The sequence below is a fragment of the Mycobacterium sp. NGS16 genome, from assembly GCF_059813225.1.
This window is the reverse complement of the sequence record NZ_JCALEE010000010.1, coordinates 137,819-145,206: the sequence shown is the minus strand read 5'-3', so window position 1 is coordinate 145,206 and position 7,388 is coordinate 137,819. Positions and strand designations below refer to the sequence as shown.

8 protein-coding genes are annotated in these 7,388 nt (G+C 68.8%); 6 read left to right on the top strand and 2 right to left on the bottom strand.

The genetic code is table 11. From position 1 onward, the window contains the following. Positions 1-152 precede the first annotated feature (152 nt). Positions 153-812 (bottom strand): TetR/AcrR family transcriptional regulator, encoded by a 660-nt coding sequence (locus AC5Y4Q_RS19180; protein WP_125225993.1) that lies wholly within the window; start codon positions 810-812, stop codon positions 153-155. A 77-nt stretch (positions 813-889) separates the two neighbouring features. Between AC5Y4Q_RS19180 and AC5Y4Q_RS19175 the strand changes: the two genes are divergently transcribed. The 3 genes from AC5Y4Q_RS19175 to AC5Y4Q_RS19165 are packed head-to-tail and all read left to right on the top strand — an operon-like array spanning position 890 to position 4,253. After that, on the top strand, positions 890-1,648 hold the full coding sequence (locus tag AC5Y4Q_RS19175) for a DUF1989 domain-containing protein (protein ID WP_499960003.1): 759 nt from the start codon (positions 890-892) through the stop codon (positions 1,646-1,648). Continuing rightward, positions 1,645-2,262: an urea amidolyase associated protein UAAP2 gene (locus AC5Y4Q_RS19170; protein ID WP_064924046.1), complete on the top strand. Its 618-nt coding sequence runs from the start codon at positions 1,645-1,647 to the stop codon at positions 2,260-2,262. Before AC5Y4Q_RS19175 ends, AC5Y4Q_RS19170 begins: the two co-directional genes overlap by 4 nt. Then, a complete protein-coding gene (locus tag AC5Y4Q_RS19165) occupies positions 2,259-4,253 on the top strand; it encodes a 5-oxoprolinase/urea amidolyase family protein (RefSeq protein ID WP_064924045.1) in 1,995 nt (664 codons plus the stop codon). The genes AC5Y4Q_RS19170 and AC5Y4Q_RS19165 overlap by 4 nt, the downstream gene beginning before the upstream one ends. On the opposite strand, the gene purU is transcribed toward AC5Y4Q_RS19165, so the two are convergent. Beyond that, positions 4,250-5,146, bottom strand: a complete 897-nt coding sequence (gene purU / locus AC5Y4Q_RS19160) for a formyltetrahydrofolate deformylase (RefSeq protein ID WP_064924044.1) — start codon at positions 5,144-5,146, stop codon at positions 4,250-4,252. The two genes, AC5Y4Q_RS19165 and purU, sit on opposite strands and share 4 nt — an antisense overlap. 141 nt (positions 5,147-5,287) lie before the next feature. On the opposite strand from purU, the gene sepIVA reads away from it, so the two are divergent. From sepIVA to rnc, 3 genes are read left to right on the top strand one after another with little or no spacing between them, the layout of a single operon-like run. After that, positions 5,288-6,025 (top strand): cell division protein SepIVA, encoded by a 738-nt coding sequence (sepIVA, locus tag AC5Y4Q_RS19155; RefSeq protein WP_125225995.1) that lies wholly within the window; start codon positions 5,288-5,290, stop codon positions 6,023-6,025. A 39-nt stretch (positions 6,026-6,064) separates the two neighbouring features. Continuing rightward, the gene (locus tag AC5Y4Q_RS19150) at positions 6,065-6,670 is read left to right on the top strand and encodes a YceD family protein (protein ID WP_499960000.1); all 606 of its coding nucleotides are present in this window, start codon (positions 6,065-6,067) and stop codon (positions 6,668-6,670) included. Further along, entirely contained in the window at positions 6,667-7,386 is a 720-nt protein-coding gene (gene rnc, locus AC5Y4Q_RS19145) for a ribonuclease III (RefSeq protein WP_499959998.1), read from the top strand. Before AC5Y4Q_RS19150 ends, rnc begins: the two co-directional genes overlap by 4 nt. Positions 7,387-7,388: the final 2 nt, after the last annotated feature.

Sequence of the window (7,388 nt, the reverse complement as noted above, 5' to 3'; positions counted from 1 at the left end):
TCAACCGCCGCGATCGAGGACATGGCTTCATCATCGCAGTAGGGTCCGACAGTTGGCTTTCGCGCGAGTCCGCGGGCGTGTGATCCGGCGACAACAACGCCGAGTCGATATCGCCGGCGATACCGCCGCATGTGACCGCGGCGTCCGGCGAGCTATCCCGGCGACAACCCCAAACGGTCCGCCGTGCCCTGCCGCATCCGCGCGAAACGACCACCGCAGCCCAGCACCCGCAACGCGGCCTCCGCGGTGGCCCACGGGTACTCCGGCGGACAGGCGCCGTCATCGGAGCGGCGGTTGATCACCGCCTCCACCAACCGGAACGCAAAGTCGTCGGCCTCGGCTGGTCCGTCGTGCTCGGCGATCACCACCCGCGACAGCTCCCGGTAGTAATCCCGTAACTGGCCCCGGCGCCGGCGGAAAGCGGCGAAGCGCTCGACACGAAGCTCCGGAAGCAGATACAGGGTGCCCAGATTCCAGCTGCCACCACATAGTTGGGTGGCGTCGGCGACGACGAGCGTGTGCAGCCGGGGCGCCCCGGGTCCGCCTTCGGCCAGCAGCTCGGCGGCCAGTGCGACCGAGGTGTCCACGGTGCCGGCCAGCAGCGCGTCGAGGATGTCGTCTTTCGCGGCGAAGTGGTGATACAGCGAGGCCTGCTGGATGCCGACACTCTCGGCGATGCGCCGGGTCGAGGTGGCGGCATAGCCGATGGTGGTGAACAACTCTGCTGCCGCATCAAGAATCTCATCGCGCGCGCTGTTGCCCGGCCGGCGAGACGCCACCAGCCGCGGACGTCCTCGTCGGTCGGTCTGCACGCCTTACTGCCTATCACGCGGCGGGCCTTCGCGCCCTAAAAACTATCGATCGATAGAAAATGTGGTACCGTCCTGGCATGGACGAAGTACGCACCGACTCCACCCGCGGGGCCCGCTCCCACGCCCGCGCCCAGGCGCACCGGGCCCAGATGCGCATCCCGGTGGCCCCCGATGACGTCGACTCGTCGTCTTTGGTCTGGGCCGAGTCCATCCCGGCCAACGGCTACGCCACCAAGGTGCTGGCTCGGGGCGGCCGGATCCGGTTCATCGACGTCGACGGCGGCGCCTGCGCGCATCTGCTGCTGTATCGCGCTGAGGCGCCCTGGGAACGGCTCAACGTCGCCGACACCATGAAGGTGCCCTGGCAGGCCTACCTCGGCGCCGGCCATCCGCTGCTCTCGGACCAGGGCCGGGTACTGGCCACCGTCGTCGCCGACTCCTCGGGCCATCACGACATGCTCTGCGGGCCCGACGCCACCGGCCGCCAGCTGTTGCTGCTGGGTGCGATCAAACACGGCCTGGACATCCGTGACGTGGCCCCATCGGTGTCGCTGTTCCGCGGTGTCCGCGTCGAACCGGGTAGCGGGGCACTGGAATTCACCGGATCCGCGGGTGCCGGGGCAGCGGTCGACCTGCTGATCCACCTTCCGGTGTTGCTGGTGGTGGTCAACGCCGCGCACCCGTTGGATCCCGACCCGCCCGCGACCGCGCTGGACGTACTCGGCTGGAAAGCCGGCGAGCAGTTGGTGACACCGGCCAACCAGGACCCGGAGTATCTGCGCGCTCTGGAGAACACCGAGGCGGCGTGGGCCGCGGGAGCGGGGGAGCGGTCATGACCACCCAGTTACCGGCCGTCTCCGACGAGGTGGTGCCGGCCCGGGCGCCCTGGTCGGCGGTGGTGCGCGCCGGGGATCAGCTGCAGATCATCGACCTGCACGGCAACCAGGCGGTGGACTGTCTGCTCTATGACGCCGCCGATCACACCCGGCGCTACAGCGCGCAAGCCACCGTGGCCGCCCAGCGCAACATCTTCGTGGGCACCGGTTCGGTGCTGCGCGCCGCTGACGGGACTGCGCTGATGACCGTCGTCGCCGACGATGTCGGGAACCACGACACCATCGCCGGGGCCTGCTCGCAGGAGTCCAACACGCTGCGCTACGGGCATCACACCGCCCACCAGCACGCCTGCGTGGAGAATTTCCTCGCCGAGGGCGCACGCTGGGGCTTAGGCAAGCGTGACATCGTCTCCAACATCAACTGGTTCATGAACGTGCCCGTCGAGGCCGATGGCACCCTGGGCATCGTCGACGGCATCTCGGCTCCGGGTAAGAGCGTGACGTTGCGTGCGGAGACCGACACCCTGGTGCTGGTGTCGAACTGTCCGCAGATCAACAACCCGTGCAACGGTTTTGACCCGACGCCGGTGCGCATGGTGATCAGGCGGAGATGATCGGCATCGAGGTGGTCCGGCCCGGGCTGTTCACGACGGTGCAGGACTGGCCCGGCCGGGTGGGCTATTGGCACGTCGGGGTTCCACCGTCCGGGCCGATGGACGACGTGTCGTTTCGGGTCGGCAACCAGGTGCTGGGAAACCCCGAGGGGGCGGCCGGCCTGGAATGCACCAAGGTGGGTCCCAGTCTGCAGTTCTCGAGCCCCGCCTGGGTCTGCGTGACCGGTGCCCCGGTGCCGGTCACCCTGGACGGCGCCCCGGTTCCGCAGTGGCAGTCGGTGCAGGTGCCCGCCGGCGGCGTAGTTGAGATCGGCACGATCGCCGGACCCGGTATGCGCTGCTATGTGCTTGTCGAGGGAGGACTCGTCGAGCCGGAATTCCTCGGCAGCGCAGCCACCTTCACCCAAGGCGTGTTCGGCGGGCATCACGGTCGCGCACTGCAAGAAGGCGACCAGCTTCGGGCCGCCGGCCGTAACGGTGCAGCGCCGGCACTGCACCGTGCGCCCGGGCAGAGTCAGCCCAGCATCGGCCGGCATTGGGAACTCGCGGTGACCGAAGGCCCGCACGCCGCACGAGAATTCCTGACCCGCGCCGACATGACCACCCTGACCACCACCGACTACACGGTGCACTTCAACTCCGACCGCACCGGTGTGCGGCTGGCCGGACCGAAGCCGCACTGGGCCCGCCCCGACGGCGGGGAGGCCGGCCTGCACCCGTCGAACATCCACGACACCGCCTACACCGTTGGGGCACTGGACTTCACCGGTGATACCCCGATCCTGCTGGGGCCCGACGGCCCCAGCCTGGGCGGCTTCGTCTGCCCGGTGACGGTAGTGCGCGGCGACCGATGGAAACTCGGCCAACTCGCGCCCGGTGACACCGTGCGGCTGGTGCCCGTCCGCGCGGACCACGCCCCGCCGGTGTCGTCGCTGGGCGCGCGCCGACGGGCGGCGCTGCCCGTTGTGCACTCCCGCTCCGGCGACGGTGACGACGGGGTATTGCAGCATCACACCGGACACGACGGGACCGCTGTCACGCTGCGGCGCGCCGGTGACGGCGGAATCCTGCTCGAATACGGCCCTATGACACTGGATCTGGCGCTGCGGGCACGCGTGCAGGTGCTCTACGACCAACTGCGGCAGCGTGAACTGCCCGGGATGCAGGAACTGACGCCCGGGGTGCGTTCACTGCAGGTCCAGTTCGACACCGAGCAGGTGTCGTGCGACGAGGTGGTCGCGGAGCTGGTGGGCATCGACGAAGCGCTGCAGGCCTGCGGTGAACTCGTCGTGCCGAGCCGGTCGGTGCGCTTGCCGCTGAGCTGGGATGACCCCGCCACCCACGAGGCGATCCGCCGTTACACCTACGGCGTGCGGCCCGATGCGCCATGGTGTCCGTCGAACATCGAATTCATCAGGCGCATCAATGGACTGACCGACATCTCGCAGGTCTACGACATCGTCTTCGACGCGCAGTACCTGGTGCTCGGGCTGGGCGATATCTACCTCGGCGCACCGGTGGCCACCCCGCTGGACCCGCGCCAGCGGCTGGTCACCACCAAGTACAACCCGGCCCGCACCTGGACCCCGGAGAACGCTGTCGGGATCGGCGGAGCCTACCTGTGCATCTACGGCATCGAGGGCCCCGGTGGCTACCAATTCGTCGGACGCACCACCCAGGTGTGGAACCACCGGCACGCCACCGCCGGCCTGTTCGATCCCGAAACACCGTGGCTGCTGCGCTACTTCGACCGCATCAGCTTCTACCCGGTACAGGCCGAAGAGCTACTCGAGATGCGTGCCGACATGGCGGCCGGCCGTGGCCGGGTATCGATCAGCGACGGCGAGTTCTCGTTGCCCGACTACCGCCGCTTCCTGACCGACAACGCCGAGACGATCGCCGAGTTCCGTCGCCAACAAACCGAGGCGTTCAGCGCGGAGCGCAACGCGTGGCACCGGGCCGGTGAAATCGGCGCCGCAGCAGCGGTTTAGAGCACCACCGTTTCATTGCCCACCCGGATCACCCGGTCCTGGCAGTGCCACTGCACCGCCCTTGACAGCACCGCCCGTTCCACGTCGGCGCCCAATCGCACCAAATCGCCCACACTGTGCGTGTGGTCCACCCGCACCACGTCCTGTTCGATGATCGGCCCCTCGTCGAGGACCTCGGTGACGTAATGCGCAGTCGCGCCGATCAGCTTGACGCCGCGTTCCCGGGCCCGCTGATAGGGGGCCGCGCCGATGAACGCCGGCAGGAAGGAGTGGTGGATGTTGATCAGCGGGCAGCCAAGCGCCTCGATGAACTCACCGGTGATGATCTGCATGTACCGGGCTAGCACGACCAAGTCCACGTTGCCGCACAGCAACTGCAGCTGACGCTGCTCGGCCTCGGCACGGATGTCGCGGTTGGCGGGGATGTGAAAGAACGGCACCCCGAACGGGCGCACCTGCTCGGCCAGATCCGGGTGGTTGGAGATCACCATCGCCACCGTCATCTCCAGCTCGCCGCGGCGGTTGCGCCACAGCAGATCCAGCAGGCAGTGGTCGGCTTTGGAGGCCATGATCGCCACCCGTTTCGGTTTGGCGGCCTCGGCGAACCGGTAGTCCATCGCGAACCGCTCGGCTACCGTGGCGCCGAACCGCCGGCGAAGGTCATCGATGGCGGCGGGCAGGCCGGGCAGGTGAAAGATCGCCCGCTGCACGAACGTCCCGCCCTCGGGCGCGGTCGAGTGCTGATCCAGCGAGATGATGTTGGCGCCGGCATCGGCCAGGAAGGCGCTGACCGCGGCGATGATGCCGTGGCTGTCGGGACAGCGCAGCAGCAATCGGCCGATGTCGGTCGCGGAACCGCTGGAACCTCGAGACTCCCCGGAACCGTTTGTCATGGCCGCCTTTCGCTGGTCCGGATTCAACGGGACAGGCTACCGGTGAGGCGGCCCAAAATCCGACACACCGAGTCGCTAACGCAGTCACATACGTAACAGAGGGCACACTAGTAACAACAACTATGCCTGGAGGGTGCTGCCGTGTACCGAGTGTTCGAAGCCCTTGACGAACTGGGCTCCATTGTTGAAGAAGCCCGTGGTGTGCCGATGACGGCCGGCTGCGTGGTGCCCCGCGGCGACGTCCTGGAATTGATCGACGACATTCGGGATGCGATCCCCGGCGAACTCGACGACGCCCAGGATGTGCTCGACGCCCGTGACTCGGTGCTCAACGAGGCCAAGGAACACGCGGACTCGATGGTCAGCTCCGCCACCGCCGAAGCCGACTCGCTGGTCAGCCACGCCCGGGCGGAGGCCGATCGGCTGCTGGCCGACGCCAAGGGGCAGGCCGACCGGATGGTGGCCGAGGCGCGCGGGCACAGTGAGCGGATGCTCGGCGAGGCCCGCGAGGAGGCGGCCCGCCTGAGCGCGACCGCCAAGCGGGAGTTCGAGACCGCCACCAGCCGTGCCCAGGCCGAATGCGACCGGCTGGTCGAGAACGGTAACGCCGCCTACGAGAAGGCCGTTCAGGAAGGCATCAAGGAGCAGCAGCGGCTGGTGTCGCAGAACGAGGTGGTGACCTCGGCGCGGGCCGAGGCCACCCGGCTGATCGACTCGGCGCACGCCGAGGCCGACCGGATGCGCGGCGAGTGCGACATCTACGTCGACGCCAAGCTGGCCGAGTTCGAGGACTTCCTCAACGGCACCCTGCGCTCGATCAACCGCGGTCGCCACCAACTGCGGACCGCCGCGGGCACCCACGATTACGCGACCCGCTGACCCGCGAACGCGGCAATGCCCGCTGCGTAGAATCGCGGCATGGCGAGGCACCCGGGTATTGGCGTGAAGGGCGGGCAGCGGCAGCTGCCTTCGCCGTTCGTGGTGAACGTCGCCCGGCTGGGCCGGCGTCCCGGCTCGATGATCGCGCTGCACGAGCAGCGCTCCAGCCGGGGCCGTATCGGGTTGGACCTGGTGGCGATTCCCCCGGACACCGCCGTCGAGCTGGATCTGCGGGTGGAGTCGGTGTCCGAAGGTGTGCTGGTGACCGGGGCGGTCTCGGCGGCCACCGCGGGCGAATGTGCGCGCTGCCTGCGGCCGCTGACCGGCGACATAGAGGTCGAGTTGACTGAGCTGTTCGCCTACCCGGACAGCACCACCGACGCCACCACCGACGACGACGAGGTCGGCCGGGTCGTCGACGACGCGGTGGACCTCGAGCAGGCGATCGTCGACGCGGTCGGGCTGGCGCTGCCGTTGTCGCCGCTGTGTGATCCGGACTGTCCGGGACTGTGTCCGGACTGCGGGGTCGCGTTGGCCGGCGCCGAACCGGGCCACCATCACGACAAGATCGATCCGCGCTGGGCCAAACTCGCCGGGATGGTGGGTCCAGGGTCGGCTCAGTCCACTGATGACGGTGACCGGTGAGCCGTCCCCGGCAGGCGGTGCTGGATGCGCTCGGGGTGGACTTGCCCGACGATCTGCTCACGCTGGCGGTCACCCATCGCAGTTTCGCCTACGAGAACGGCGGCTTGCCCACCAATGAGCGGCTGGAGTTCCTCGGCGACGCCGTGCTCGGCTTGACCATCACCGACGAACTGTTCCACCGCCACCCCGACCGGCCCGAGGGCGACCTGGCCAAGCTGCGCTCCAGCGTGGTCAACACGGCGGCCCTGGCCGATGTGGCGCGCGGGCTGACCGAGGACGGCTTGGGCGCGCACCTGCTGCTCGGCCGCGGTGAGGTCAACACCGGTGGGGCCGACAAGTCCAGCATCCTGGCCGACGGTATGGAGTCGCTGTTGGGCGCGGTGTACTTGCAGCACGGTATCGATACCGCCCGGGCGGTGATCCTGCGGCTGTTCGGACCGCTGCTGGACACCGTGGCCACCCTGGGGGCCGGCCTGGACTGGAAAACCAGCCTGCAGGAGCTGACCGCGGCCCGCGGGCTCGGCGTGCCGAGTTACCAGGTCAGCTCGACCGGGCCCGACCACGATCGGGAGTTCACCGCCGTCGTCGTGGTGTCGGACACCGAATACGGCTCCGGTGTCGGCCGGTCGAAGAAGGAGGCCGAACAGAAGGCCGCGGCCGCGGCCTGGACGGCGCTGGATGCGCTGGACCCGACCGACGACGCGCCGCCCGCCTGACG

Bases quoted from the DNA above. Each gene is read 5' to 3' on its own strand.
- AC5Y4Q_RS19170 (WP_064924046.1), top strand. From the start codon at position 1,645: ATGACCACCCAGTTACCGGCCGTCTCCGACGAGGTGGTGCCGGCCCGG.
- AC5Y4Q_RS19165 (WP_064924045.1), top strand. From the start codon at position 2,259: ATGATCGGCATCGAGGTGGTCCGGCCCGGGCTGTTCACGACGGTGCAG.
- purU (WP_064924044.1), bottom strand. From the start codon at position 5,146: ATGACAAACGGTTCCGGGGAGTCTCGAGGTTCCAGCGGTTCCGCGACC.
- AC5Y4Q_RS19150 (WP_499960000.1), top strand. From the start codon at position 6,065: ATGGCGAGGCACCCGGGTATTGGCGTGAAGGGCGGGCAGCGGCAGCTG.
- AC5Y4Q_RS19175 (WP_499960003.1), top strand. From the start codon at position 890: ATGGACGAAGTACGCACCGACTCCACCCGCGGGGCCCGCTCCCACGCC.